This window comes from Microbulbifer thermotolerans, from assembly GCF_900112305.1.
GTDB lineage: Bacteria > Pseudomonadota > Gammaproteobacteria > Pseudomonadales > Cellvibrionaceae > Microbulbifer > Microbulbifer thermotolerans.
On sequence record NZ_FOKT01000001.1, the window covers coordinates 492421 to 517313 of the forward strand.

At 58.3% G+C, this 24893-nt stretch carries 23 protein-coding genes; 19 read left to right on the forward strand and 4 right to left on the reverse strand.

Features of this window, described 5'->3' with window-relative positions; translation table 11 throughout:
• Positions 1-53: 53 nt before the first annotated feature.
• Together BM155_RS02130 and map are read right to left on the reverse strand one after the other, a co-directional pair.
• Positions 54-2771 (reverse strand): [protein-PII] uridylyltransferase, encoded by a 2718-nt coding sequence (locus tag BM155_RS02130; RefSeq protein WP_074900824.1) that lies wholly within the window; start codon positions 2769-2771, stop codon positions 54-56.
• Between the two features lie 190 nt (positions 2772-2961).
• Positions 2962-3729, reverse strand: coding sequence for a type I methionyl aminopeptidase (gene map / locus BM155_RS02135; protein ID WP_074900827.1), 768 nt, complete (start codon positions 3727-3729; stop codon positions 2962-2964).
• 305 nt (positions 3730-4034) lie between these two features.
• Here map and rpsB point away from each other — a divergent pair, with 305 nt between their 5' ends.
• The 15 genes from rpsB to rnhB all read left to right on the forward strand — a co-directional run bounded on the left by rpsB (position 4035) and on the right by rnhB (position 19338).
• Positions 4035-4787, forward strand: a complete 753-nt coding sequence (gene rpsB / locus BM155_RS02140) for a 30S ribosomal protein S2 (protein ID WP_067152592.1) — start codon at positions 4035-4037, stop codon at positions 4785-4787.
• A gap of 120 nt (positions 4788-4907) precedes the next feature.
• Positions 4908-5771 carry a translation elongation factor Ts gene (gene tsf, locus BM155_RS02145; protein ID WP_067152594.1) on the forward strand — a complete coding sequence of 288 codons (864 nt, stop codon included), beginning with the start codon at positions 4908-4910 and terminating at the stop codon, positions 5769-5771.
• 153 nt (positions 5772-5924) lie between these two features.
• On the forward strand, positions 5925-6662 hold the full coding sequence (gene pyrH / locus BM155_RS02150; protein ID WP_067152596.1) for a UMP kinase: 738 nt from the start codon (positions 5925-5927) through the stop codon (positions 6660-6662).
• Positions 6659-7216, forward strand: a complete 558-nt coding sequence (frr, locus tag BM155_RS02155; RefSeq protein WP_067152598.1) for a ribosome recycling factor — start codon at positions 6659-6661, stop codon at positions 7214-7216. Before pyrH ends, frr begins: the two co-directional genes overlap by 4 nt.
• Complete coding sequence (uppS, locus tag BM155_RS02160) at positions 7216-7968, forward strand: polyprenyl diphosphate synthase (RefSeq protein ID WP_074900829.1); 753 nt, start codon at positions 7216-7218, stop codon at positions 7966-7968. Before frr ends, uppS begins: the two co-directional genes overlap by 1 nt.
• A 109-nt stretch (positions 7969-8077) precedes the next feature.
• A complete protein-coding gene (locus BM155_RS02165; protein ID WP_067157565.1) occupies positions 8078-8923 on the forward strand; it encodes a phosphatidate cytidylyltransferase in 846 nt (281 codons plus the stop codon).
• Positions 8924-8997: 74 nt separating this feature from the next.
• Entirely contained in the window at positions 8998-10185 is a 1188-nt protein-coding gene (gene ispC / locus BM155_RS02170; RefSeq protein WP_067152602.1) for a 1-deoxy-D-xylulose-5-phosphate reductoisomerase, read from the forward strand.
• 121 nt (positions 10186-10306) lie between these two features.
• Entirely contained in the window at positions 10307-11662 is a 1356-nt protein-coding gene (gene rseP, locus BM155_RS02175) for an RIP metalloprotease RseP (protein WP_074900833.1), read from the forward strand.
• Positions 11663-11769: 107 nt separating this feature from the next.
• Positions 11770-14337: an outer membrane protein assembly factor BamA gene (gene bamA, locus BM155_RS02180; protein WP_067152607.1), complete on the forward strand. Its 2568-nt coding sequence runs from the start codon at positions 11770-11772 to the stop codon at positions 14335-14337.
• Between the two features lie 68 nt (positions 14338-14405).
• Positions 14406-14921, forward strand: a complete 516-nt coding sequence (locus BM155_RS02185; RefSeq protein WP_067157568.1) for an OmpH/Skp family outer membrane protein — start codon at positions 14406-14408, stop codon at positions 14919-14921.
• 19 nt (positions 14922-14940) lie between these two features.
• Positions 14941-15993: a UDP-3-O-(3-hydroxymyristoyl)glucosamine N-acyltransferase gene (gene lpxD, locus BM155_RS02190; protein WP_074900836.1), complete on the forward strand. Its 1053-nt coding sequence runs from the start codon at positions 14941-14943 to the stop codon at positions 15991-15993.
• Positions 15994-16092: 99 nt separating this feature from the next.
• A complete protein-coding gene (fabZ, locus tag BM155_RS02195) occupies positions 16093-16530 on the forward strand; it encodes a 3-hydroxyacyl-ACP dehydratase FabZ (protein ID WP_067152611.1) in 438 nt (145 codons plus the stop codon).
• Positions 16531-16625: 95 nt separating this feature from the next.
• Positions 16626-17405: an acyl-ACP--UDP-N-acetylglucosamine O-acyltransferase gene (gene lpxA / locus BM155_RS02200; protein WP_067152612.1), complete on the forward strand. Its 780-nt coding sequence runs from the start codon at positions 16626-16628 to the stop codon at positions 17403-17405.
• Positions 17406-17485: 80 nt separating this feature from the next.
• Entirely contained in the window at positions 17486-18640 is a 1155-nt protein-coding gene (gene lpxB, locus BM155_RS02205) for a lipid-A-disaccharide synthase (RefSeq protein WP_067152615.1), read from the forward strand.
• Between the two features lie 80 nt (positions 18641-18720).
• The gene (rnhB, locus tag BM155_RS02210) at positions 18721-19338 is read left to right on the forward strand and encodes a ribonuclease HII (protein ID WP_067152618.1); all 618 of its coding nucleotides are present in this window, start codon (positions 18721-18723) and stop codon (positions 19336-19338) included.
• Between the two features lie 18 nt (positions 19339-19356).
• Here rnhB and BM155_RS02215 read toward each other — a convergent pair whose 3' ends face one another.
• Positions 19357-20625, reverse strand: coding sequence for an HlyC/CorC family transporter (locus BM155_RS02215; RefSeq protein WP_067152620.1), 1269 nt, complete (start codon positions 20623-20625; stop codon positions 19357-19359).
• Between the two features lie 69 nt (positions 20626-20694).
• Positions 20695-21495, reverse strand: a complete 801-nt coding sequence (locus BM155_RS02220) for a cytochrome C assembly family protein (protein ID WP_067152622.1) — start codon at positions 21493-21495, stop codon at positions 20695-20697.
• A 217-nt stretch (positions 21496-21712) separates the two neighbouring features.
• Here BM155_RS02220 and ffh point away from each other — a divergent pair, with 217 nt between their 5' ends.
• From ffh to trmD, 4 genes are all read left to right on the forward strand, one after another.
• Positions 21713-23122: a signal recognition particle protein gene (gene ffh / locus BM155_RS02225; RefSeq protein WP_067152625.1), complete on the forward strand. Its 1410-nt coding sequence runs from the start codon at positions 21713-21715 to the stop codon at positions 23120-23122.
• 169 nt (positions 23123-23291) lie between these two features.
• Positions 23292-23531, forward strand: coding sequence for a 30S ribosomal protein S16 (gene rpsP, locus BM155_RS02230; RefSeq protein ID WP_067152627.1), 240 nt, complete (start codon positions 23292-23294; stop codon positions 23529-23531).
• A 25-nt stretch (positions 23532-23556) separates the two neighbouring features.
• Positions 23557-24093: a ribosome maturation factor RimM gene (rimM, locus tag BM155_RS02235; protein ID WP_067157571.1), complete on the forward strand. Its 537-nt coding sequence runs from the start codon at positions 23557-23559 to the stop codon at positions 24091-24093.
• Positions 24094-24095: 2 nt separating this feature from the next.
• Complete coding sequence (gene trmD / locus BM155_RS02240) at positions 24096-24863, forward strand: tRNA (guanosine(37)-N1)-methyltransferase TrmD (protein WP_074900839.1); 768 nt, start codon at positions 24096-24098, stop codon at positions 24861-24863.
• Positions 24864-24893: the final 30 nt, after the last annotated feature.

Genomic DNA, 24893 nt, shown 5'->3' on the forward strand with positions numbered 1-24893 from the left:
CTTGGGTGGTGCCGGCGGTTGCCTGCTATTCCGGCGCTGGGGCTGTGTCGCTGTTATTGATGGTTGATTTGGTGCGCGTCCAGTTCGCGGCAGATGACTTCTTCCAGTTTGCGATTGGCGGCTTCGTCCAGTAATGGCTGGCCGCGGGCATCGGTGATATGGAAGATGTCTTCCACGCGTTCGCCCAGGGTGGAGATTTTGGCATTGTGCAGGCGCAGGTCGTGGGCGAGAAAGATACGCGCAATTCGCGCCAGCAGGCCCGGCCTGTCAGCGCTGGTAATCTCCAGGGTGCTGTAGTGGTTGCCGGGGTCGGTGGAAAGCTGGGCCCGGCTCTCCAGTTCGAACATTTTCAGGCGGCGCGGTGTCCTGCGCTGGATGACTTTGGAGTAATCTTCGACCAGTGCCAGTTCCCGCTGCAGAGTGTTGCGGATTTGCTCCAGGCGCCGGGGTTCGTCCAGTAGCGGTTGTCCCGATTCGTCCAGTACGTAAAACGTGTCTAGTGTGTAGCCGGACGCGGAGCTGTACAGTCGCGCGTCGTGGATGTTCAGATTGAGCATATCGAGACCGGTAACCACGGCCGCGAAGACGTTGGCTCTGTCCGGGGTGTAAACGAATACTTCGGTGGCGCCGTCGTGTTCGCCGGGGCCCGAGTTGCGGGTCAGCACCAGGGTATCCTTTTGGTCGCCCCGGCCGCGGCTGCTGTGCAGTTGGTGTATGGCGGCGGTGTGCCAGGTGATATTGTCGGCACTCTCGCGCACAAAGTAGTCCTCGCCCATCTGAGCCCAGATGTTTTCGACGGCACCGATCGGCAGCCCCATGGCGCGCAGCATGTTGCGCGCCTGGCTGCGGGTCTCTTCAATAATCTCCTCGCGATCGATGGGGTTTTCCAGGCCCCGGCGCAGGGCGCGTTGCGTCGCCTGGTAAAGTTGACGCATCAGGCTGGCGCGCCAGCTGTTCCACAGATCCGGGTTGGTGGCATTGATATCGGCTACGGTGAGGGCGTAGAGATAGTCGAGGTGCTCGCGGTCACCCACTTCGCGAGCGAAATCGTGTACCACTTCCGGATCGCTGATATCTTGTTTCTGCGAAACATGGCTCATCAATAGGTGCTTTTCCACCAGCCAGCACACCAGGCGCCGGTCTCTGCCAGGCAACTGATGGCGGCGGCAGAAGGCATCGGCATCCGCTACGCCCAGCTTGGAGTGATCGCCGCCGCGTCCTTTGGCGATATCGTGATAGAGGCCGGCGATATACAGAAGCTCCGGTTTGCGCATGCGCGACAAAATTTCGGCCGCGATAGGAAATTTTTGCCAGGCCTCCGGGCTGCGGAAAGCGCGCATATTGCGCACTACCTGCAGGGTGTGCGCGTCCACGGTATAAATATGAAAAAGGTCGTGTTGCATTTGCCCGGTCACCCGGCCGAATTCCGGCAGGTAGCGGCCGAGAATACCGTAGCGGGTCATGCGGGAAAGCTGGGTGGAGAGGCCGCGGGGGGAGCGCAGCAGTTGCATAAACAGCTCCGCATTGCACGGGTCGGCGCGGAAGCGTTCATCGATCAGGTGACGGTGTTCGCGGATCAGGCGGATGGTGGAGGCGCGCACGTCCCGGATCTCGGGTTTTTCCGCCATGAGTACAAAGATTTCCAGCAGCGCTGAGGGGGTCTCGGTGAAGACGCGGGTCTGGGTGACTTCAATGGTGTTGTCGCGCAGCTGGAAGCGCTCGTTAATCGGCTTGACTACCTGGTGTTGGCCGCGTTGCAGTATGGCCTCATTCAGGAATTGCAGCAGCACGTCGTTCAGTTCCCGCAGTGCCATCACGATGCGGTAGTAGTTGTGCATGAATTGTTCCACCGCCAGTTGGGTACCGCTGTCCACGTAGCCGAATTGCTTTGCCAGTTCGCGCTGATAGTCGAACAACAGCCGCTCCTCGGCGCGTCCGGCCAGCAGGTGTAACCCATAGCGGACCCGCCAGAGGAAGTCTTCCCCGGACTGAAGAATCGCGAATTCATCTTCGGTAAAGAAGCCTTGGCCCTGCAGTTGCTTGAGCGTGCGCACTTGGAAATAGCGCTTGGCTACCCAGCCGATGGTTTGAATATCGCGTAGGCCGCCGGGGGAGTTTTTGATATTGGGCTCAAGGATGTATTCCGCCGCCTGCTGCTTGTTGTGGCGGTCGCACTGCTCGGCGTATTTGGCGGAAAAGAATTGCTCTGCCGGCCACAACTTATCGGGAGCCAAACCTTCGGTGAGCCGTTCGCGCAAGCTGTCGTCACCCACAACGGTGCGGCACTCCATCAGGTTGGTTGCCACCGTGATGTCTTCGGCGGCCAGTTCCAGACAGTGGTCAATGGTGCGCACCGAGTGACCGATATCCAGCCCCAGATCCCAGAGAAACGCCACCAACCGCTCGATATTGTCGATAGTGTCCGGGGCGGCGGAGCCGTCGGTCAGTATCAACAGATCGATATCCGAGTGGGGGTGCAGCTCTCCGCGGCCGTAGCCGCCCACTGCCAGCAGACTGATACCGTTCGGCCAGTCGTATTGATACCAGGCGTAATGCAGAAGGCAGTCGATGAATAGCGCCCGCTCGTGCACCAGTGTACGCACATCTTCCCCTTCGCGGAAACGCTCCGCCATCTGGGTGTCGGCGGCGGCGAAGGCGTCTTTGAAAATGGTGAGCGGGGGCTTGACGCCTTCAGTGAGGGCCTTGCGGAAGCGGCCCTGATCGAAGAAGAACAGGGGGCGTTCGAAGTAGGGGGTGTTGGCCAGCTGCATCTTGGTTTATTCAGGGATTCGCAGTGCCATTGAGCAGGCTCGAGGTGGCCGCCCTGGCTGAAGTTACTGTTCGCGGCGCGCGCTGCCAGTGTGCCCCTTTGCGCTTGCGCGGCCGTCCGTGACCTCAGGCGAGCGGCGCCCGCAGTGGGGCCAGGGCGTCGGGCTATAGGCTTGTTCCAGGCTCAGGGTCTCAAAAATGTTCTTCACTGCGCGCTGTCAGAACTTCTACGCCACTGCTAGTGACCACCATAGTGTGCTCCCATTGGGCGGACAGGCGGCGGTCCTTAGTAATAGCGGTCCAGCCATCGCCGAGAACGCGGGTGGCGGCCTTGCCGGCGTTGATCATCGGCTCGATGGTAAAAGTCATGCCTTCCTTCAACACTTCACCGGTGCCTGGCTTGCCATAGTGGAGCACCTGCGGGTCCTCGTGAAAGACGTCGCCAATGCCGTGGCCGCAAAAATCGCGCACCACGGAATAGTAGTTCTTTTCCGCGTGCTGTTGGATCACGTGGCCGATATCGCCGAGTGTGGTGCCGGGGCGCACGATATCGATCGCCTTGTACAGACATTCTTGAGTCACCCGCACCAGGCGCTCTGCGTGGGGGGCCGGCTTGCCAACAAAGAACATCTTGCTGGTGTCGCCGTACCAGCCGTCCTTGATGACGGTGACATCGATATTGATGATGTCGCCCTTTTTCAGGATTTTGCTTTCCGATGGAATGCCGTGGCAGACCACTTCGTTGACAGACGTACAGATGGATTTTGGAAATCCGCGGTAGCCGAGGCAGGCGGGAATGGCTTTTTGCACATTGACTATATGGTCGTGGCAGCGCCTGTCCAGTTCCTCTGTGGAGACGCCGGGGACAACGTACTCGCCGATCATTTCCAGCACTTCCGCGGCCAGGCGGCCGGCAATACGCATTTTGGCGATCTGTTCCGGAGTCTTGATAGCTGTCATGGAAAATCCTTGCTGTTTGGCGTGGCGCCGTATTGTAGCGGATTGGCCGGGGGAGGGCACTCCGGGACGGGCGGCTTTTGCGCTTGGGGCGGGTAAACTGCGCCCGGACCGCGGAGAGTCTTGGTGGGCTCTTCCGGTGCGGGGGCGAATATGGTATAAAGCGCGCCGCTCCGGGGCTGTCCCGGAGTGAGTTTAATGCCGCACACACATCGGCACATGCGTCTGGGTGCTCTGTCCAATTCGGCTGGATGGGGTTGGTGCATGGGATGTGTGGAGGAGTAACCCGTACAATCGAGGTGTTTGTTATGCCGCAAGTCAGCATGCGCGATATGCTGCAGGCTGGTGTCCACTTTGGTCACCAGACCCGCTACTGGAACCCGAAGATGGGTCAATATATCTTCGGTGCCCGCAACAAGATTCACATCATCAACCTTGAGCACACTGTTCCGGCTTTTAATGAGGCCCTGCAGGTTATCAAGGGAATGGCCGCTCAGAAAAAGAAAATTCTGTTCGTAGGCACCAAGCGCGCCGCGCAGAAATCCGTCAAGGAGCAGGCCGAGCGCTGTGGCATGCCCTATGTCAGCAACCGCTGGCTGGGTGGTATGCTCACTAACTACAAGACTATCCGTGCCTCTATCAAGCGTTACCGCGACCTGGAGACTCAATCCCAGGACGGTACTTTTGACAAGTTGACCAAGAAAGAAGCGCTGATGCGCACCCGTGCCATGGAGAAGTTGGAGCGCTCTATCGGCGGTATCAAGGATATGGCTGGCCTGCCGGATGCGCTCTTTGTCATCGATGTTGAGCACGAGCGCATCGCTATTCAGGAAGCCAACAAACTGGGCATCCCTGTAATCGGTGTAGTGGATACCAATAGCAACCCGGATGGCGTTGACTATGTTATCCCTGGCAACGACGATGCCATCCGTGCCATCAAGCTGTACACCACCGCTGTAGCGGATGCTGTGGTTGCCGGTACTGCTGAGGCAGGCGGCAGTGCGGCCGCGGATGAATATGTCGAAGCAAGTGACGACGAGGCCGCTGCGGATTCCGAGTAATCGAGAGCCGCAGGGCGCAGTGGTGTAACACAACGCCGTTACACTGCGAACGCGAAAAAGGGGGCCCTCGACCGGCCCCTTTTTTCTAATTTTTCAGAGATAGACCCCGAGGATTGAATCATGGCGATTACCGCGTCTATGGTAAAAGAACTGCGCGAGCGCACCGGCCTGCCGATGATGGAGTGCAAGAAGGCACTGACCGAGGCGGACGGTGATATTGAAAAAGCGATTGAAAATCTGCGCAAAGCCTCCGGCCTGAAGGCCGCTAAAAAAGCTGGCCGCACCGCTGCGGATGGCATTGTTGCTGCCAAAGTGGCCGAAGACGGCAGTTACGGTGTGCTGGTGGAGGTGAATTCCGAGACCGACTTCGTCGCCCGCGATGACAATTTCCAGGCTTTTGTGGTCAAGGTTGTCGACAAAGCCTTTGCTGAGCGTCAGGAGGATGTAGCGGCCTTGATGGAAGGTGAGCTGGAAGCCGCGCGCGAAGCGCTGGTCCAAAAGATCGGCGAGAACATTGGCGTGCGCCGCGTGCAGCTGGTGGAAGCGCCGGTTGTCGGTGCCTATGTACACTCCAACAGCCGCATCGCCGCCCTGGTGGCGCTGAGTGGTGGCAGCGTTGAGCTGGCCAAGGATGTCGCCATGCATGTGGCAGCGGTCAATCCGCAGGTGAATAAGCCCGAAGATATGCCCGCCGATGTGCTGGACAAAGAAAAGGAAATTATCAAGGCCCAGCCGGATATGGAAGGCAAGCCGGCCGAGATCGTCGAGAAGATGATGGGCGGTCGTATCAAGAAGTTCCTCAAGGAGAACAGCCTTGTGGAGCAGCCCTTTGTCAAGAATCCGGATGTAAGTGTCGGCAAGCTGGTCAAGGATGGCGGCGCGGAAGTCGTGTCTTTTGTCCGCTTCGAGGTGGGCGAGGGTATAGAGAAGGAAGAGACGGATTTTGCGGCGGAAGTGGCCGCGCAGGTCAAGTCCTCCTCCTGATCAGACTCATTGGGCGTCCACAGGGCGCCCGTTTGCGGTGGGGTGCTCTGGCGGGCTCGGAAAGAGTTGCGCCGGGCACCCCTCTGTGTAAATGACCGAATTTGTTGTAATGTTCGGCGGCGAACTCTGCCAGCGCTAGATGAGGACCGATGGATGCCCGGTGTTAAAGACCGTAAGTACAAGCGAATACTGTTAAAACTCAGTGGCGAAGAGCTGATGGGCGATCAGGGCTTTGGGATCAGCCCCAAGGTGCTGGATAAGATGGCGCTGGAAATAGGCCAATTGGTGGGCATCGGAGTGCAGGTGGGGCTGGTGGTCGGCGGTGGCAACCTGTTTCGCGGAGCGGCGCTGAACGCCGCGGGCTTGGACCGGGTGACCGGAGACCACATGGGTATGCTCGCCACGGTGATGAACGCGCTGGCCCTGCGCGATGCGCTCGAGCGTTCAAATATTTCCTCCCGAGTGATGTCCTCCATTCAGATGAGCGGTATCGTCGACCACTATGACCGCCGTGCGGCTATCCGCTTTTTGGAGCGTGGCGAGGTGCTGATATTTGCCGCGGGCACTGGCAATCCTTTCTTTACTACGGATTCCGCCGCCTGCTTGCGCGGCATCGAAATAGAAGCGGAGCTCGTGCTGAAGGCCACCAAAGTCGATGGCGTTTATTCCGCCGACCCTGTGTTGGACCCGACGGCTACCCGTTACGACCGCCTCACTTACGATGAGGTATTGGACAAGAAACTCGGGGTGATGGATTTAACCGCAATTTGCCTGTGCCGTGAACACAATATGCCTGTGCGGGTATTCCGCATGGACAAGGCCGGTGCGCTGCTCAATATTGTTGTGGGCGGCGAAGAGGGCACGCTAATCGAAGAGGAAGTGGAACAGTGATCGAAGATATCAAAAAAGAAGCGAAAGCGCGTATGGGCAAGGCGCTCGATGCACTGGCCGGTAACTTCAATAAAATCCGTACCGGTCGCGCGCATCCGAGTATTCTCGACGGCATTCATGTCTCCTATTACGGCAGTGATACCCCGCTGTCCCAGGTGGCGAATATCACGGTAGAGGATGCGCGCACCTTGTCTGTTACCCCCTGGGAAAAAAACCTGGTGCCGGAAATTGAGAAGGCCATCATGAAGTCCGACTTGGGGCTGAATCCGGCCACTGCGGGCGCGGTCATCCGTATACCCATGCCGGCCTTGACCGAGGAAACCCGCAAGAACTTCATTCGCCAGGCGAAGAGCGAGGCGGAAACCGCGCGCGTGTCCATTCGCAATATTCGCCGCGACGCACTTGCGGACGTCAAGGCACTCGTCAAAGACAAGCAGATCTCCGAGGATGAGGAGCGCCGTGCAGGAGACGAGATTCAGAAAATTACCGATCAGTTTGTTGCTGAGGTCGATAAGGCGCTTGCAGCCAAAGAAAAGGATTTGATGGAAATCTGATGAGTGCCGGTGGTACCCATGCCGGCGCTCCCGGCCCGCGTCATATCGCCATTATCATGGATGGCAATGGGCGCTGGGCCGCCCGCCGTGGGCTTTCCCCCTCCGCCGGCCACAAGGCCGGTGTCGAGCGCATCCGCGATTTGTTGTCGGCTTGTCGGGACCGCGGAGTCGAGGTGCTTACCCTGTTCGCCTTTTCCAGTGAGAACTGGCAGCGTCCACCAAAAGAGGTGGAGTTGCTGATGGGTCTGTTTTATTCCTATTTGCGCAAAGAGGCCCGGCGCATGCGGGAAGAGGGCGTACGCCTGAGAGTTATCGGCCGGCGCGACCGTTTCTCTCCACGGCTGCAGCGCGCTATTGCGTCCGCGGAGGAAAGCACCCGCGGGGGGGCAGGGGGCGAGCTGGTGATTGCGGCCGACTACGGGGGGCGCTGGGATATTGCCCGGGCCGCGCGGGAGGTGGCCGAAGAGGTGGCCGCGGGCGAGCGTTCCCCGGAATCCATTACCGAGGCGCTATTGGACGGTTACATGCAGCTGGCGGATCTGCCGCCAGTGGATCTTCTGATCCGTTCCAGTGGTGAGCAGCGTATCAGCAATTTTATATTGTGGCAGGCAGCCTACAGTGAATTCTATTTCACGGATACACTGTGGCCAGACTTTGACGAGAGCGAACTCGATGCCGCGATCGCCGCTTACCGGCGGCGGGACCGCCGCTTCGGCGGTCGTGGGGAAGGCGGGGTGGTGGCCGGAGTATAAAATCCGCAGCCTGAGCGCTCGGATATCCCGGGGCCAAAAAATCTTGTACTCTGCGTTCGCCCGGATGTGGCTGGGCGACCAGGGGAATTGGATAAAGAAGGGTTTTACGGTGCTAAAACAAAGAATAATTACTGCGCTGGTACTGGTCGCTCTGTTTCTCGGGGCTCTCTTCCTGTTGCCTATTCAGTGGTTCACTCTGGCCACAGTAGCGGTCATTCTCCTCGGCGGCTGGGAATGGGCCAATCTTTCCAATCTCAACCGCGCTTTGCGCTTCGTGTTTCTCGCTGTCCTGGGCGGAGTACTGATCGGCACTGCTCAGTATGTCTTTTCAATGGATTTTGCCTCTCCCGATGCGGACCGCGCGCGCCAGGTGCTGGCGGTGGCCTGCGGGTGGTGGGCGCTGGCGTTCCTTTGGGTGCAGAGCTATCCGGCCAGCGCCATGTTGTGGGGCAATCGGTGGGCGCGGGGACTTATCGGTCTGGTGGTGCTGGTGCCCGCCTGGTTGTCGGTGGTGATTTTGCGCGGTCAGGAGCACGGCGCTTGGCTGGTGCTTTTTGTGGTCGCGGTCGTGGTGTTTGCGGACGTGGGCGCTTATTTTGTCGGGCGTCGTTTTGGTAAGCACAAGCTGGCTCGGGAAGTCAGCCCGGGCAAGTCGTGGGAGGGGTTTTTCGGCGGCCTGGGGGCCTGCCTGGTTCTCGCGCTTGCCGTGTCGCTGCTGCTCGGCCTGCCGCTTAAGAATACGGTTCTCTTCTCCTTCGGTATCCTGGTAACGGCACTGGCATCCGTGATCGGTGACTTAGTGGAGAGTATGTTTAAACGTCACCGGGGTATTAAGGACAGTAGCCGTATGTTGCCGGGCCACGGTGGTATTCTGGATCGCCTGGATAGTCTTTCGGCGGCGTTGCCGGTGTTTACCATGGCCGCGCTGGCCAGTGAGTTGCCCAAGTACCTGTAAAACGATCAGCAGTTATTCCTTACCCGTTTTCGGTGCGAGGGAGAGAAGAGGTCCTAGAGGTAGACAGTCAGCCCATGCAATCCCAAGCCGCGCAATCCGTTTCCGTTCTCGGTTCCACCGGATCCATTGGTGTCAGTACGCTGGATGTGTTGGCACGCCACCCGCAGCGCTATGCCGTCCACGCGCTGACCGCACGCGGGCGCATTGCGGAATTGGCGCAGCAGTGTCGGCGCTTCAAGCCGCGTTTTGCGGTCGTCGCCACTGAGAAGGGGGCGGCGGAGTTGCGCCAACTGCTCGCGGACGAGTCGTCGTCTGTCGAGATTCTCTGGGGGAGCGAGGGCCTTTGCCAAGTGGCTTCAGATCCGCAGGTGGATGTGGTGATGGCCGCCATTGTCGGCGCCGCCGGACTACGCCCGACTCTGGCGGCGGTGGAGGCGGGAAAGAAAGTATTGCTCGCTAACAAAGAAGCCCTTGTAATGGCCGGGCCCGTATTTATGCGTGCCCTGGCGCGCAGCGGCGCCCGGTTGCTGCCGATCGACAGCGAGCACAACGCAATATTCCAGTGCCTGCCACAGCCCTGTGCCAGTCTGGAGGAGGCGGGCGTGGAGAAGATTCTGCTCACCGGCTCTGGAGGGCCCTTCCGTACCCGCGCCGTAAGCGATCTGCACCGGGTCACGCCCGATGAGGCCTGTGCCCACCCCAATTGGTCTATGGGGCGCAAGATCTCTGTGGATTCCGCCACCATGATGAACAAGGGGCTGGAGTTTATCGAGGCCTGCCTGCTGTTTAATGCGCGTCCAGAGCAGATTGAGGTGGTGGTGCACCCGCAGAGCATAGTGCATTCCATGGTGCAGTACCGTGACGGTTCCCTATTGGCGCAGATGGGAAATCCGGATATGCGCACGCCCATAGCGCATGCACTCGCCTTCCCTGAGCGTATCGACAGCGGTGTGGCGGCGCTAGATCTGATTGCGCAGGGCCGCCTGGATTTCGAAGCCCCGGATATACAGCGTTTTCCGTGTCTGCGACTGGCCCGGGAGGCAATGGATGCCGGTGGCAGTGCCCCGGCAGTCTTGAATGCCGCCAACGAGGTGGCGGTGGAAGCTTTTTTGGAGGGAAAGTTGGCGTTTACCAGCATTCCCGCAGTGATAGAGCAGGTCATGAAAAGTGCGCAAGTTGTTGAACTGACGGGCTTGGATGCAGTCGAAACAGCGGATTGCAATGCGCGGCTGCAAGCTCGGCAGGTGCTGGAAGCGCTCTAAGCCGGGTGGACAAACCGAATGGTGTTGAGGCGCCGTTCGAGGCAAAGCGCTGGTAGTTTGCGTCTGCCGGTGTTTCTCAGGCTGAATGACGCGGCGGAAATCGAAGAATTTGCAAGTGAGTATGGATTTTATTCAGACGGTAATCTGGGCCCTAGTAGCCCTCGGTGTACTGGTGTCCTTCCACGAATATGGCCACTTTCTGGTGGCTCGTCTGTGTGGCGTCAAGGTGCTGCGATTTTCTGTGGGCTTTGGCCGGCGCCTAGTGTCCCGTTACGATCGTCACGGCACGGAATTCACTCTGTCCGCCATTCCTCTGGGCGGTTATGTCAAGATGCTGGATGAGCGCGAAGGGCCCGTGCGGGAGGATGAGCTGCACATGGCATTCAACCGCAAGAGCGTTTGGGCGCGCATGGCTATCGTTGCCGCGGGCCCCTTTGCCAATTTCCTATTGGCGATCGTCTTCTTTTGGGTTGTGTTTATGGGGGGAACGGCGGGACCTGTTCCCATCGTGCAGTCAGTGGAGGCGGGCAGTGTCGCAGCGCGGGCCGGGCTGGAGCCGGGGCAGGAGATTATCGCAGTCGATGGCGAGAGTACGCCCACCTGGCAGGCGCTTAACTGGCAGCTGGCGAACCGCCTGGGGGATAGCGGGACGATTGAATTCTCCGTGCGTTATCCGGATTCCGAGCTCGAATACCATATGGAGGCGGATATCGATCGCTGGATGTCGGGTAAAGAGGTGCCGGACCCAGTGAAGGAGGTTGGGCTCGAGCTGTGGACGCCACCGATCACCATGGTGCTTTCGCAAGTGACTGCGGACAGTCCAGCGGAGAGCGCCGGTTTGCGTGCGGGGGATCGCATCGTGCTTACCGATGGCCGTACATTTGACGATTGGGGCAGTTGGTCTGCTTATGTGCGCGCCCGACCGGGTGAAGAAATACTCGTTGAAGTGGAGCGGGACGGCACGTCTCTGGAAATTCCGGTGGTGCCCAGGGAAGTGACGCTTGAGAGCGGGGAGAGCGTTGGCCAGATTGGCGTGCTGCCTGTGGCCGAATCCTGGCCGGAGGACAAGGTCAGGACTTATCACTACGGTGTTGGTGGCGCTTTCGCCAAAGGCTTGCAGGAGACTTGGGAAAAGACCTTGTTTACTCTAAACAGCCTGAAGAAACTGCTCCTCGGCCAGCTGTCCACCAAGAACTTGAGCGGCCCTATCACCATTGCTAAAGTGGCCGGCTCTTCGGCCGAGGCGGGATGGCAGTCGTTCCTCTCTCTGTTGGCCTTGCTCAGTATCAGTCTCGGCGTGCTAAACCTGCTTCCTATCCCCGTGCTCGACGGCGGCCATCTACTTTATTACGGCATTGAGGCCATCAAGGGATCGCCTGTTTCTGAAAGGGTGCAGATGATCGGTCTGCAGGTGGGCATGGCTGTGGTGCTGGGCATTATGGGCCTGGCCCTCTACAACGACATACTGCGTCTCTGAGCGCGGTACATGCCCTCCCCCGCAAGGGGAGGGGTAGGCGAGGGGCGCCGCCGGCCTCCCTCCTGATCAGTTGGAATTGCGAATAAAGAACCGGGAACAGACACGAGATGAACCATTTCCTGAAAGCGGCCTCCCTGGGCCTGGCTCTGCCATTGACCGCCATCGCCCAGTCTTTCGTGGTCAACGATATCCGCGTGGAGGGGCTGCAGCGGGTCTCCGCCGGTACCGTATTCGCGGCATTGCCGGTGCGCGTCGGCGACCAGATCGAGAGCCTGGACATTCAAAGTGCCACCCGTGCCCTGTTTCGTACGGGGTACTTTCAAGATATCCAGATAGGCCGTGAAAACGGTGTACTGGTGATCACTGTGCGCGAGCGGCCGGCGATTTCAAAAATTGAAATTACCGGCAACAAGGCCATCAAGACCGAAGATCTGCTCAAAGGCATGGAGGAAAACGGCCTGGCCGAAGGGCAGATTTTCAAGCGCGCCACTCTCGAGGGGCTGGCGCAGGAACTGCAGCGCCAGTATGTGGCTCAGGGCCGTTACGGCGCCAGCGTCAAGACTGAGGTCAAGGAGCTGCCCCGCAATCAGGTAGAGCTCAAGGTGATCGTGGACGAGGGGGCTGTCGCCGCGATCAAGCATATCAATATCGTCGGCAACGCCGCATTTTCCGACGAGGAGTTGGCGGAGATTTTTGAGCTGCAAACCACCGGCTGGTTGTCCTGGCTCAGAAGCGACGACAAGTACTCCCGGGAAAAACTCACCGGCGACCTGGAGCGCCTGGAATCCTACTATCTGGATCGGGGTTATCTGGAATTCAAAATCGACTCCACCCAGGTCTCCCTGAGCCCGGACAAGCGCAGCGTATTTATTACCATCAATGTCACCGAAGGCGATATCTACAAGGTAAGCGAGGTGGAACTGGCGGGCGATCCCGTAGTGCCCGAGGAAGAGATCAGGCGGTTGCTGTTGGTGCGGGAGGGGCAGACTTTTTCCCAGGTGCTGATGACAACCACTTCCGACTACATCACCAAGCGCCTTGGCAATGAGGGCTACACCTTCGCGGAGGTCAACGGTATCCCTGAGCCCAACGAGGAAGACAAAACGGTAAAGGTCACTTTCTTTATCGATCCCGGCAAGCGCGCCTATGTGCGCCGCATCAACTTCCGCGGCAATACGCGCACTGCCGATGAGGTGTTGCGGCGGGAGATGCGGCAGATGGAAGCTGCGTCCGCGTCGTCCGCCCGCATCGAGCAGTCCAAGGTGCGTCTGGAGCGCCTGGGCTTCTTCAAGGAAGTGGAGGTAGAGACCACAGAGGTGCCCGGCACTTCCGACCAGATCGACGTGGAGTATACGGTTGAGGAGCAGCCCTCCGGCACCATTGGCGGCACAGTGGGTTACGCTCAGAGCAGTGGTTTGGTGCTCGGCGCCAATGTGCAGGAGAACAACTGGCTGGGTACCGGAAAGTCTGTCGGCTTTGCGGTGAATACGTCCGTCTATCAGACGGTGCTCAATTTCTCCTACACCGATCCTTATTTTACGCCAGATGGTGTCAGCCGGGGGTTCAACGTTTATTACCAGGAGCGCGATTACTCAGAAATTGGGGTTTCCAGCTATAACACCACCAGCTATGGCGCAGGCCTCAGTTTTGGTTATCCGATTTCGGAAATTTCACGGGTCGGCCTGAATCTGGGGGTCAGCCACCTGGAGTTGGGGGTGGGTGAAACCCCGGTTAAGGAAATTAAAGGCAGCCCGGTTCCAAATGATAGCTTGATCGGGATGATTTTATCGAGTGATGAAACTGAGATTTCCGAAGAGCTGGAAGAAGCATTTGATGCAGGAGAAGCCCTGGATTTGAGCAGCCCGCTCGATGAATCACTGCTCAATACCGATTTTGACGGTTTTGTGGATCTCAACGGCGAGAACTTTGACTCCTTTACTGTTACCGGCTCTTATGCGCGTTCTACATTGAACCGCGGCATTCTCGCTACCCGCGGCACCTCCCAGCGTTTTTCTCTGGAGGTTGCACTGCCGGGCGGTGACCTGGAGTACTACAAGGCTATCTATACTGGTCAGTATTTCCGCCCCTTGACTAAGAATCTGACCCTGCGCCTGCGCACCCGCTTGGGTTATGCGGATAGCTACGGGGATACTACTGAGCTACCGTTCTTTGAAAATTTCTACGCGGGAGGCTTCGGTTCCGTGCGTGGCTTCGAGCGCAATTCCCTGGGCCCACGTTCCACACCTTATCAATTTTACAACTTCACCAGCTGTGCGGTGGATGAGGATGGGATCAGCTCTAGCTGTTATATAAAGAATGCGGACACAGGCGAACTGGAAGTGCTCGCATATGATGATGAGCCAGATCCTTTCGGCGGAAATATTTTGATTGAGGGCAGTGCGGAAATTATCTTCCCGCTTCCTTTCGTCAAGGATCAGCGTTCCATGCAGTCCGCTTTCTTTATCGATGCGGGGAATGTGTTTGATTCCAGCTGTGGTATTTCACAGCTCAACTGTTACGATGTGGATTTGGAGCATATCAATGTCTCGGCGGGAGTCGGCCTGACTTGGATTACCGGCTTCGGCCCGCTGACCTTCAGTCTGGCCAAGGCGCTGGAGAAAAGTGATGAAGACGAAGTGGAGGTTTTCCAGTTCTCACTGGGTAACAGCTTCTAAACACAAGGCCAAGATACTTGGGGTCTGATGGCCGCGAAGTAAAAATAAAGCAAAATGGAGAATCCAACGTGCTTAAAAATGTAAAAATTATTGCAGTTCTGCTTACTGGGGTCTTCCTGTCCGGTGCCGCTGTGGCCGAGACCAAAGTCGCGGTTTTTAACCTGCAGGCTGCCATCATGAGCACTGAGGCTGCCAAATCCAAAGTGAATGCACTGAAGACCAGTTCGGAATATTCCAAATTGCAGAGCAGTGCAGAATCCATTCGCTCGGAGGTGCAAAAAATGGCTGAGGATGCGGAAAAAAATTCCGTCACTTGGTCTAATGAGCAAAAGGCCGAGCACCAGCGCAAGATGAATTTCAAGCGCTCCGATTTTGAAAGCACTTTGAAGAAGCTGCGGGCCATGGAGGTCCAGGTGGGCCAGGAAATTCAAAAAACTATGGCGCCCAAGGCTGAAACTGCACTGAAGGCGATTATCAAAGAGCAAAAGATTGACCTGGTGCTGGATGCCGGCTCCGCCTACTATGCGAGTCCGGAAAATGACCTGACCGCGGAAGTGGTCAAGCGTATGAATGCCGACAAGTAACACACCCGCAGCCCGATTTATGACAGAAGTGCCCACACTTGCCCAGCTGGCGCGACAGCTGGGTGCCGAGTTGCGCTTGGCTCCAGGCGCCGATGCCAGCGGCTTGGTCTCCGGCCTCAACACCCTGCAGGATGCAGATACCTCTCAGGTCAGCTTTCTCGCCAGCGCCGCCTACCGGCGCTTTCTCCCCGGGACCCGCGCCCTCGCGGTGCTGATCAGCAGTGATATGGCTAGTGAATGTCCGGTATCTGCGCTTGTCGTGGACAATCCTTACCATGCTTTCGCCCAAGCCACAGCGCTGTTTGACAGGGCGCCGAAGCCCAGCGCGGGCATCCACCCCGCGGCGAGCGTGCACCCCGATGCGGAGGTGCATCCGCGCGCCAGTATCGCCGCCGGCGCGGTGATAGAGGCGTTTGCCCGAGTTGGCGCCGATGCGAGTATTGGCGCCAACTGTGTGGTGGGTGAGGGCAGTGAGATCGGTGAAGGCAGTCGTCTCTATCCCAATGTAGTGGTTTACCACGGCTGCTCAGTGGGTCGGAACTGTATTATTCACAGCCACGCCGTGATTGGTGCGGACGGTTTTGGCTTTGCCCCGTACGAGCGCCAGTGGGTCAAGATTCACCAGCTTGGCGGGGTCGAGATTGGCGATGAGGTGGAGATTGGAGCCGTAACCTGTATCGATCGCGGGGCCTTGGGCAATACCGTTATCGGCAATGGGGTCAAGATCGACAATCAGGTGCAAATCGCGCACAATGTGCGGATTGGTGACTACACAGCCATTGCGGCCTGTTCCGCAGTTGCGGGCAGCGCCGTTATCGGTAAGCACTGCACTCTCGCCGGCGGTGCCGGTGTGGTGGGACACGTTACTGTGGCCGATGGCAGCCACATCACTGCCAGAACACTGGTAACGAAATCCATCGATCGCGCCGGCTCCTACTCCAGCGGCACCCCTTTCTCCGACAGCAGGAGTTGGCGCCGCAACGCTGTGCGCTATGGACAGTTAGACCAGATGGCCCGCCGCTTGAAGGAGTTGGAGGTGCAATTGGAGCAGTTGGCGCACCGGGGCGATTGAGCTTATCGGGCACAAATTTAGACTGGATTTGTTGTTTTCGGGGCCTAGCGTGCGGCAGTACACACCTAGGCCCCGAAATGGTTTCTGGGGATTTTTCAAATGATGGACGTTCGCGAGATTCGTCAATACCTGCCGCATCGCTATCCTTTCCTGCTGGTGGACCGCATTGTTGAACTGGAAGAAGGAAAATACATCAAGGGCTATAAGAATATTTCCGTCAATGAGGAGGTGTTCAATGGCCACTTCCCGGAGATCCCTATTTTCCCCGGAGTTATGATCGTTGAGGCGCTGGCACAGGTTTCCGGCATACTGGGCTTTAAAACGCTGGGCCAGAAGCCGGAAGACGGCTACCTGTATCTTTTTGGTGGTATCGATAATGTGCGCTTTAAGCGGCAAGTGGTACCGGGGGATCGCCTGCAGCTGGAATCCGAGGTGATTTCAGATCGGCGCGGTATCTGGAAATTCTCTTGCAAGGCGAGTGTGGACGGTGAGCTGGCCACTTCTGCCGATATTCTTTGCGCGGTCAAAAAAGTTTGAAAGGGCGCTAAGAAGGCGCTGTGAAAGGGTCGCTTCCAATCAATTTGAATCGCGATTAATGTGGTTTTTTCAGCTTCCGAGGAGCAGGGCGCAGAATGCAGACGACTATCCACCCCACCGCCATTGTCGATGAATCGGCGATCATTGGTTCCGGGGTGAGCATTGGTCCCTATACGGTAGTGGGGCCGAAGGTGGAGATAGGAGACGGCTGTGAGATTGCCTCCCACGTAGTGCTGAACGGGCCCACCACGCTTGGCAAGAACAACCGCATCTATCAGTTCGCCACCGTCGGCCAGGATACGCCGGACAAGAAATACAAGGGGGAAGACACCACACTGGTGATTGGCGACAACAATGTCATTCGCGAAGGTGTCACCATCCACCGTGGAACGGTACAGGACCGAGGCGAAACCACGATCGGCAACGATAATTTGATCATGGCCTATGCCCATGTGGGCCACGACAGCGTGATCCATAACAACACCATCCTGGTCAATAATGTGGCTCTCGCCGGCCATGTGGAAGTGCGGGACTGGGCCATTCTCAGCGGTTTCAGCCTGGTGCACCAGTACTGCACCATCGGTGAGCACGCTTTTACGGGCATGGGAGCGGCCATCGGCAAGGATGTACCCGCTTATGTGATGGTGGCTGGCAATCCCGCGGAAGCCAAGACAATCAATGCGGAAGGGCTGCGTCGCCGCGGTTTCAGTCGGGATGAAATTGCGTTGATCAACAAAGCGTACAAGATCGTCTACCGTCGCGGCCTCACCATGCATGAAGCTTTGGAGGCTCTTTTGGAGTTGCGCGAGCAGTCACCAGTAATTCAGCCCTGGATTGATTCCCTCAAGTCTTCTACCCGCGGTATAGTCCGCTGACCTGAACAAAAAAGACTGCAATTATTCCGGTATGCCCTTTCCCTGTTTAAGGAAGTGGGCGCCGGAAAGAGGGGAGGCGAGTGAACATCGAGGAAAAAACGCTGCGCATTGGCATAGTCGCAGGTGAAGTGTCAGGAGATATTCTCGGTGCTGGCCTGATTGAGGCGCTGCAAAAGCGGGTGGGCCGCCTGGAGGTGGAGGGGATCGCCGGTCCGCGTATGCTTTCCCTTGGTGCCCGCTCTCTTTTTCCGATGGAGCGCTTGTCGGTAATGGGGTTGGTGGAACCTCTCAAGCGTTTGCCAGAGCTACTGAAAATCCGTCGCGCCCTGCGTCAGCACTTTATCGACAATCCCCCTGACCTGTTTGTCGGTATCGACTCCCCTGACTTCAATCTCACTTTGGAAGAGTCCCTTAAAGCTGCGGGTATTCCCACACTGCACTACGTCAGTCCGTCCGTTTGGGCCTGGCGGCGCGGGCGAATAAAGAAAATCGCCCGGGCTGTGGATCACATGCTGACGCTGCTCCCTTTCGAAGCCAGTTTTTACGAGGAGCATGGTGTACCAGTTACTTTTGTCGGGCATCCGCTGGCGGATGAGATTCCGCTGCAGGTGGATATGGCGGCGGCGCGCCGCGAGCTGGGTTTCGGGCTGGAGGAGCGGGTGATTGCACTGTTGCCGGGTAGTCGCGGTGGCGAAGTACGCCTGCTTGGCCCCTTGTTTTTGCAGGCGGCACGCTGGTGCCACCAGCGCTGTCCGGAACTGAAGTTCATCTTGCCGGCAGCCAATGATCAGCGCTTGTCGGAACTGAAGTCCATGTTGGGGGAATACGCCGACCTGCCGGTGCGTCTGCAGAGTGGCAATTCCCACAAGGCACTGGCGGCTGCAGACGCCGTATTGATTGCTTCCGGAACCGCCACCCTGGAGACGATGCTGCTGAAGAGGCCCATGGTGGTGGCCTATAAGATGGCGTCCCTTTCCTACGCGATTTTCTCCCGTATGCTGCGCACGCCGTGGGTGGCTTTGCCGAATCTGTTAGCACAGCGGGAACTGGTGCCGGAAATCCTGCAGGAGGACGCAACGCCGGAAAATCTTGGGGCTGCACTGCTGCGTTATTTTGAGGATCCACTGCTGGTTGATCAGCTGCAGCGGGAGTTTGATGTTTTGCACCAGCAACTGCGGCGCAACGCCTCAGAGCGTGCCGCCGACGCGGTATGTAATTTGTTGGGGGTTGCATAAAACAGCAATAGCGGGTGGAGTAGTTGCTGAGACACCCGGTGGCCTGGCCTGCCGGGGCGGCCTTGTCGCAGAGAAGAAGCATGAAAAAACAAGATTCCCTATCTCCATATATTTGTCCCTACACAGGCCCGTTGCTCGCTGGCGTCGATGAAGTCGGCCGCGGTCCGCTGGCTGGCGATGTGGTGGCGGCGGCGGTCATTCTCGATCCGAACAAGACGATTGAGGGGCTGGCGGATTCAAAAAAGTTGAGTGAAAAAAAGCGCGAGTTGCTGTTCGATGAGATACGCGAACGCGCTCTGTGCTTTGCGGTGGCTCGCGCGACTGTCGAGGAGATTGACCGGTTGAATATTTTGCATGCAAGCCTGCTGGCCATGCGCCGGGCGGTGGAAAATCTGCGGATTCAGCCGGAATTCGTTGTGGTGGACGGTAACAGAAAGCCCGACTGGAATTACCCCTGCGATACTGTGGTCAAGGGTGATGGGCGCGTGGCGGCCATCGCAGCCGCTTCTATTCTGGCGAAGGTCACGCGCGACCGGGAAATGGTGGCGTTGGATGGAGAGTACCCGGGCTATGGCCTGTCAGCCCACAAGGGCTATCCCACCAAGGCGCACCTGGAGGCGCTGGAGCGGCTGGGGCCCAGCCCGATCCACCGGCAAAGTTTTGCCCCGGTCAAACAGCTGGTGATGGATTTCACCTGACGTCGGGGCGGCGGGTTGCTAGCGCACTTTCTTGGCCCGCGCCCGGGTTATCATCTTGTCTGATACTTCCACGATTTCCACCAGGTAATCCTGGAGGTAGAAGCTGATATTGCCGTCGGGAATGCTCTCCAGATATTCCATTGCCAGGCCGTTCAAAGTTTTGGGCCCGTCGGTGGGCAGATCCCACTGCAGGGTGCGATTGATGTCGCGGATGGAGGTGCCGCCCTCGATCAGGTACCAGTCGTCCCCGTCGGCCACTATCTCCTCATCCTCGCTGGGTACCGGGCTGGTGGTGAAGTCGCCGACGATTTCCTCCAGCAGGTCCTCGAGGGTGACGATGCCCATAACTTCGCCGTACTCATCCACAACCAATCCCATACGGCGTTTCTTCTTTTGGAAGTTCATCAGCAGGGTGGGAAGTGGGGTTGCTTCCGGCACGAAGTAAGGTTCGTCGGTGTAGGACTGAAGGCGCTCAGCGCTGAATGCCTCGGGGCCGTCGCGCAGTATCTGGGCGGCACGACGCAGATGCAGTATGCCCACCACGCGGTTGATGTCACCTCTGTAGACCGGCAGGCGTGTATAGCTGCTCTCGGCCAGCTGTTGCAGTATCTCGTCGCCAGTGCTCTCCAGATCCACACCCGTCACTTCATTGCGGGGAATCATGATGTCTTCCACTGTGGCCTGGTCCAGGTCCAGCACGTTGAGCAACATGCCTTTGTGTTTTTTCGGCAGCAGTGCGCCCGACTCGAACACTACGGTGCGCAGTTCTTCCGGCGCCAAGTGTTCTGCCTCGTTACCGGCGCTGGCCTCAACCCCCACCAAGCGTGCCAGACCGTTGGAAATACTGCTGACGAGCCATACCAGTGGAGCCAGGAGCCACAGTAGGGGGCGCAGTACCAGAGAGGCGGGAAAAGCGATCTTCTCGGGGCGCAGGGCGGCGACCGTCTTAGGGGTTACTTCGGCGAAGATCAGTATGACGATGGTCAGGGCCGCGGTGGCATAGATAACCCCTGCGTCGCCGTACAGCTGGGTGAAAACCACCCCGGCAATTACCGAGGCCAGAATATTGACCAGGTTATTGCCGATCAGGATAACGCCAATCAGTTTGTCCGGGCGCGACAACAGTTCCATCGCCCGCTTGGCACCGCGGTGCCCGCTTTTCGCCTGATGGCGCAGGCGATAGCGGTTCAGCGCCATCATGCTGGTTTCGGAGCTGGAAAAGAAGGCGGAAATGACAATTAACAGAGCCAGTAGTCCGAATAACAGGCCGAGGGGTATCTCGTTCAAGGGAGAGCTCTTTTTATTGCGAAGCGGGGATATTGAAACAGAATTCCGATGCCCGCAAGTGCCGCTGCGTTAACCGCGTTGCAATATTACTTCCAGCACAAGCTTGCTGCCGAAATAGGCCAGCATTAGTGTGGCAAAGGCAGTCAGTGTCCAGCGCACCGCAGTGTTTCCGCGCCAGCCGAGTTTCCAGTGTCCCCAGAGAAGAATGCTGTAGAGCACCCAGGCGACAATGGAGAGGGTTGTCTTGTGTACCAGATGCTGGCCGAGGATATCGTCTACAAACAGAAATCCGGTCAGCAGCGATGCGGTGAGCAGCAGCTGGCCGAAAGCGATAAGGCCGAATAGTAGGGATTCCATGCTCTGCAATGGCGGCAGCAGGCGGCTGATGCCGCCGGGCCTGTGGTTGTGCAGCTGCTGGTTCAAATAATAGAGGTATAAGGCCTGTAGGGTAGCCAGTGCCAGCAGGGAGTAAGCGGCGATAGAGAGCAGGGCGTGCACGGCGATACCCGTGGAAAGCTGCTCGCGCGGGGCGACGCCGCCCCAAGAGTGCACCGCCCCAAGCTCCGTCAGGGCACCCATGGGGGCCAGAATCAATATCAGTAGGGTCAGTGAGCGGTTGGCGGCCAGGATCCAGAGCAACAGGTTCACCGTCCAGGCCACCAGTGACAGTATCGCTAATAGGTCGAAGCGGTAGCCGGCCGGGGACAGTAGCGTGTAATAGAGCGAGATGCCGTGGGCAGCAAGGGCTGCAGCCAGCAGGCCGAGAAGCAGTTTGTTGTCGGGTTGGCGTCCGCGGGCCAGGGCGCGGGCGGCCACGGCAGTGGTGGCCAAGTAAAAAGCGATTGCCATCCAGTGGGCGAGTGTCGCCATCGGTAAGTCCGTGTCGCTGTTGATATTCAGTGTCGTGACAGGGCGGCAGTGTGTCACAGTGCGACTTTGCAGAAAAGAGCGACCGGAACTGGAATGGGTGCCTGGGCTGAAAAGTCCGCCTGCGCTATACTGCCGTGTTTTCCGGGTTCCCGGTTGGGCGCTCCGCCGCGCCAGGGAATTACCAGTCTGTAGATGATGAAGAGGTCCAGACGTACCCATGTTCGATAACCTGAGCGACCGCCTGTCGTCGGCACTGAAAAAGGTCACCGGCAAAGCGCGCCTAACGGATGACAATATCCGCGATACGCTCCGCGAAGTGCGTAAGGCGCTGCTGGAAGCGGACGTCGCCCTGCCAGTGGTAAAGGCCTTTGTGCAGCAAGTGCGCACTGCGGCGGTGGGGCAAAAGGTCAGCAAGGCCCTGAACCCGGGGCAGCAGTTCGTAAAAATAGTCCAGGACGAGCTGGTCAAAGTGATGGGGGAGGCGGCCCAGCCGTTGAACCTTGCGGTGCAGCCGCCGGCGGTGATTTTGATGGCGGGCCTGCAGGGCGCCGGTAAGACCACCAGCGTGGCCAAACTGGCCAAGTACCTGCAAACACGGGAAAAGAAAAAGGTGATGGTTGTGAGCGCGGATGTCTACCGTCCCGCGGCCATCAAGCAGCTGGAGACTCTTGCGGGAGAGGTGGGCGCTCTTTTCCATCCTTCCAATCCAGAACAGAAGCCGCTGGATATTGCCAAAGGGGCGGTGGATGCAGCGCGCAAGCAGTTTGCCGACGTGTTGATCGTTGACACCGCAGGCCGTCTGCATATCGACGAGGAGTTGATGGAAGAGATCCGCGCGTTGCACGGCACGCTCGATCCAGCGGAAACCCTGTTTGTGATTGACGCCATGATCGGCCAGGATGCGGTCAATACGGCCAAGGCATTCGATGAGGCGCTGCCGCTGACTGGGGTGATTCTGACCAAGGCGGACGGTGACGCCCGCGGCGGTGCAGCGCTGTCAGTGCGGCATGTGACCGGCAAGCCCATCAAATTTATCGGTGTCGGTGAGAAGACCGATGCCCTGGAGACTTTCCACCCGGACCGCATTGCTTCGCGTATCCTCGGCATGGGCGATATCCTGTCGCTGATTGAAGAAGCCGAGCAGAAAATCGACAAAGCCAAAGCCGAAAAGCTGGTCAAGAAAGTGCGCAAGGGCAAGGGTTTTGACCTGGAAGACCTGCGCGATCAGCTGCAACAGATGCAGAATATGGGTGGTTTTGGTGCGCTGTTGGACAAAATGCCGGGTATGGGTGGTTTGGCTCAGGCGGCGGCTCAGGTGGATATGGGCAAGGAATTCAAGCGCATGGATGCCATTATCAGCTCCATGACGCCGGCCGAACGCCGGAATCCCGATATCCTCAACGGTTCCCGCAAGCGTCGTATCACTGCTGGTTCCGGCACCCAGATTCAGGATCTCAACCGCCTGCTCAAGCAGCACAAGCAAATGGGCAAGATGATGAAAAAGCTCAAGGGCAACGGCATGAGTAAGTTGATGCGGGGCCTGGGCGGTATGCCGGGGCTCGGCGGCGGTGCGGGTGGATTGGGCGGTATGCCCGGCGGGCTGCCGCCCGGTTTCCGCAAAAAATAGCCGGGGCACCACGCCCCGGCAAATTATTCGGGCGTCCCTCTCCCTGGTGCTATACAAACCCCGAGACGTACATTAGAATACGCCGCCTTTCAGCCAGGCCCGTCTGGCGGCATCAGTTTGTTCGACCGCCAGAGGCGGTCGAAGTGTATTGAAACTACAGGAAAGCTACATGGTAACCATTCGTTTGGCTCGTGGCGGTGCTAAAAAGCGCCCGTTCTATCACCTGACAGTAACCGACAGCCGCAATTCCCGCGACGGTCGTTTTATCGAGCGTGTGGGCTTCTTCAACCCGATCGCGCGCGGCCAGGAAGAGCGTCTGCGCGTTGACCGCGAGCGTGTGGACTACTGGTTGAGCCAGGGTGCGCAGGTTTCCGACCGCGTCAGCAAACTGCTGAAAGAATCTGCATAAGCCAAACTCTGCGGTGAGTGTTTCAGTGGCGGATAGTGGATCCCATTCCGAAGACTTGGTCACTGTTGGGCGCATCACCGCGGTTTACGGAGTCCGCGGCTGGGTGAAGGTACACTCCTACACGGAGCCGATGGACAATATCCTGCAGTTCGAACAGTGGTGGTTGCGCAAGCCCCACGGCTGGGAGAAGGTCGAGGTTGACAGAGGCAAGCGCCACGGCAAAGGCCTGATCGTCCACATCAAGGGCGTTGACGACCGCGATTTGGCTGGCCAGTTCTGTCAGCGGGATATCGCTGTAGGCCGGAATCTGATGCCCCCGCTCGAAGAGGGGGAGTACTACTGGCACCAGCTCGAAGGTTTGCGTGTTGTCAGCCGGTTTAACGGTGGCGATTATGACCTCGGAACAGTTGTCCGGCTGATGGAAACCGGCGCCAATGATGTATTGGTGGTGCGGGGTCAGGATAAACGTGAACGCCTGATTCCCTATTTGCCCGGTGACTATATCAGCGATATCGATCTGGCCTCTGGCGTTATCACCGTCGACTGGGATCCGGAGTTTTAACCGTGGTCGCCAAGCGCATCGCGCTGGTCAGCATCTTTCCGGAGATGTTTGCTGCGTTGACCGACTACGGTATCACTGGGCGAGCGGTCAAGGACGGGCTGCTGGAAGTGCGCTGTTGGAATCCGCGGGATTTTACGAGCGACCGGCACCGCACTGTTGATGATCGTCCCTACGGTGGCGGGCCCGGTATGGTCATGCTGGCCGAGCCCCTGTACCAGGCGCTTTCCGCGGCGCGGGAATGGGCTGAAGAGGGCGGTGCGAGAGCGCGGAGCATCTATCTGTCGCCCCAGGGGCGCCCACTGGATCAGAAGGGTGTGGAATCCCTGTCTGATGCGGGCAACCTGGTACTGTTGGCAGGGCGCTACGAGGGTGTCGACGAGCGCATTGTGGAATTGCTGATCGATGAAGAGTGGTCGATTGGCGACTATGTATTGAGCGGTGGCGAGCTCGCGGCCATGGTGATGGTGGATGCCATTACTCGGCTGATTCCCGGTGCACTGGGGCATGAGCAGTCCGCACAGGAAGACTCTTTTGCCCAGGGGCTGTTGGACTGCCCTCACTACACGCGCCCGGAAGCGTACAGGGGCAGGGTGGTTCCAGAAGTGCTGCTGTCGGGCAATCACGAAAAAATCCGCCGCTGGCGGTTGAAGCAGGCACTGGCGCGAACACTGCAGCGGCGCCCGGATCTGCTGGAAAAATTAGTGCTGGATACGGAGAAAACCGCACTGCTGGAGGAAATCCGGCAGGAGTGGCAGCGGAAAGAATCTTAGGGGCATACTCCGCTTTGTGGAGATGCCTGT

What these genes read in the sequence shown, in the direction of transcription:
- BM155_RS02130 (WP_074900824.1), bottom strand. Translation starts at nt 2,771, where the DNA reads ATGCAGCTGGCCAACACCCCCTACTTCGAACGCCCCCTGTTCTTCTTC.
- map (WP_074900827.1), bottom strand. Translation starts at nt 3,729, where the DNA reads ATGACAGCTATCAAGACTCCGGAACAGATCGCCAAAATGCGTATTGCC.
- rpsB (WP_067152592.1), top strand. Translation starts at nt 4,035, where the DNA reads ATGCCGCAAGTCAGCATGCGCGATATGCTGCAGGCTGGTGTCCACTTT.
- tsf (WP_067152594.1), top strand. Translation starts at nt 4,908, where the DNA reads ATGGCGATTACCGCGTCTATGGTAAAAGAACTGCGCGAGCGCACCGGC.
- pyrH (WP_067152596.1), top strand. Translation starts at nt 5,925, where the DNA reads ATGCCCGGTGTTAAAGACCGTAAGTACAAGCGAATACTGTTAAAACTC.
- uppS (WP_074900829.1), top strand. Translation starts at nt 7,216, where the DNA reads ATGAGTGCCGGTGGTACCCATGCCGGCGCTCCCGGCCCGCGTCATATC.
- ispC (WP_067152602.1), top strand. Translation starts at nt 8,998, where the DNA reads ATGCAATCCCAAGCCGCGCAATCCGTTTCCGTTCTCGGTTCCACCGGA.
- rseP (WP_074900833.1), top strand. Translation starts at nt 10,307, where the DNA reads ATGGATTTTATTCAGACGGTAATCTGGGCCCTAGTAGCCCTCGGTGTA.
- bamA (WP_067152607.1), top strand. Translation starts at nt 11,770, where the DNA reads ATGAACCATTTCCTGAAAGCGGCCTCCCTGGGCCTGGCTCTGCCATTG.
- lpxD (WP_074900836.1), top strand. Translation starts at nt 14,941, where the DNA reads ATGACAGAAGTGCCCACACTTGCCCAGCTGGCGCGACAGCTGGGTGCC.
- fabZ (WP_067152611.1), top strand. Translation starts at nt 16,093, where the DNA reads ATGATGGACGTTCGCGAGATTCGTCAATACCTGCCGCATCGCTATCCT.
- lpxA (WP_067152612.1), top strand. Translation starts at nt 16,626, where the DNA reads ATGCAGACGACTATCCACCCCACCGCCATTGTCGATGAATCGGCGATC.
- rnhB (WP_067152618.1), top strand. Translation starts at nt 18,721, where the DNA reads ATGAAAAAACAAGATTCCCTATCTCCATATATTTGTCCCTACACAGGC.
- BM155_RS02220 (WP_067152622.1), bottom strand. Translation starts at nt 21,495, where the DNA reads ATGGCGACACTCGCCCACTGGATGGCAATCGCTTTTTACTTGGCCACC.
- ffh (WP_067152625.1), top strand. Translation starts at nt 21,713, where the DNA reads ATGTTCGATAACCTGAGCGACCGCCTGTCGTCGGCACTGAAAAAGGTC.
- rpsP (WP_067152627.1), top strand. Translation starts at nt 23,292, where the DNA reads ATGGTAACCATTCGTTTGGCTCGTGGCGGTGCTAAAAAGCGCCCGTTC.